This window comes from Pseudomonas avellanae BPIC 631 (assembly GCF_000444135.1).
GTDB lineage: Bacteria > Pseudomonadota > Gammaproteobacteria > Pseudomonadales > Pseudomonadaceae > Aquipseudomonas > Aquipseudomonas avellanae.
Window position 1 is genome coordinate 1 of sequence record NZ_ATDK01000018.1, and the last position, 1133, is coordinate 1133.

The window sequence follows — 1133 nt, forward strand, 5'->3', positions numbered from 1 at the left end:
AACGGCCAGTCGGCATAGGGGTTATCACTCATGGAGCGTTGTCCTTTTCTTTTAATATTTTGAAAATCATGCGCCAACATGTCTTGTAGTCGCTCTTGGCTTGGTTGCTGCCTTAGCGGTTGGCCTACCGTCAGGCTTAGCAGCCGCTGCTTTAGATGCTTTGCGCGGCTGCGCAACTGACCAGCTAACCGCCGCAGCTTTTGAGGCAATAGGCTGCACGGTAAGCTCTACCCCTACAGCCTCCATCAGCTTTCTAATGGTGTCGTATCGTGTTTTAACGCCACCTTTGAACGTTTTATAAAGGCTTTCCCGATTGACTCCAGCGTCCTTGGCAACCTTGTTAACGCCTTGCGCTTTTGCGACTTCAGAAAGCGCCCGCATGAGCAATTCCGGGTCGTTTTCCTTCATGCTTTCTGCAAGGTAAGCGCTGATCGCTTCCGGGTTGTCGAGAAAGCGCGAAGCTTCATAACGGCTGGTACCGGATGTGTTCAGTTCGAGGATAGGCATATCCTTGGGGTTGAATTTGGCTTCAGTCATTTCGTTTTCCCCGTAAGGGCATCAAGGATCGCTTTTGCTTCCTTGATCCCGCGTTTTTGGTCCGTTTTGTCACTACCCGAAAGCATCAGGTAAGTGGTCCCGCCAGTGCGAACGAAGTAAGCTCGGTACCCAGGCCCAACAAAGACCCGCATTTCACTGACACCATCCCCCACTGGCTCACAATCACCGAAGTTGCCTGCTTTGGCTCGATCCAAACGAGCCAAAAGAGCTGCTTTACCCTGGGCATTCCTCACACCATCAAGCCAATCATCAAACTCAGGTGTAGTGTTTATGGTGTTTTCGATGAGATCCGTCATGGCTTCGATTGTAGCCTACTGGCTACTACTTGTCGATAAGGGTGCGCTTCAGAAAGCGGATTTTAAGCGTGCTAAGCTGAAGCTGTATTGGGCATGTGTTTACTTAGCCTTTACAACCCACAGCTGATCAAGCCGCGTCGTGTAGCTCTGGCTCATCTGCTCACGCCGCATGCCCCAGTTCGGCGTCATTGGCACTGAACCAGTGCGCAAAGTCCCACGACCCCACTTGCCGTTGATTGAATCCAAAGCAGCCATCAGTCGAACAGGGCAGCCTGCGGC

The 1133-nt window shown here is 51.9% G+C and carries 3 protein-coding genes; all 3 read right to left on the bottom strand.

Annotation, left to right across the window (positions count from 1 at the left end):
• Window positions 1–66: 66 nt before the first annotated feature.
• The 3 genes from DW49_RS0100835 to DW49_RS1000000129200 all read right to left on the bottom strand — a co-directional run bounded on the left by DW49_RS0100835 (window position 67) and on the right by DW49_RS1000000129200 (window position 1109).
• The gene (locus DW49_RS0100835; protein WP_024421059.1) at window positions 67–537 is read right to left on the bottom strand and encodes an addiction module antidote protein; all 471 of its coding nucleotides are present in this window, start codon (window positions 535–537) and stop codon (window positions 67–69) included.
• Window positions 534–854 carry a type II toxin-antitoxin system RelE/ParE family toxin gene (locus tag DW49_RS0100840; RefSeq protein WP_032616419.1) on the bottom strand — a complete coding sequence of 107 codons (321 nt, stop codon included), beginning with the start codon at window positions 852–854 and terminating at the stop codon, window positions 534–536. The genes DW49_RS0100835 and DW49_RS0100840 overlap by 4 nt, the downstream gene beginning before the upstream one ends.
• A gap of 99 nt (window positions 855–953) precedes the next feature.
• Window positions 954–1109 (bottom strand): DUF4113 domain-containing protein, encoded by a 156-nt coding sequence (locus DW49_RS1000000129200; protein ID WP_237742306.1) that lies wholly within the window; start codon window positions 1107–1109, stop codon window positions 954–956.
• Window positions 1110–1133: the final 24 nt, after the last annotated feature.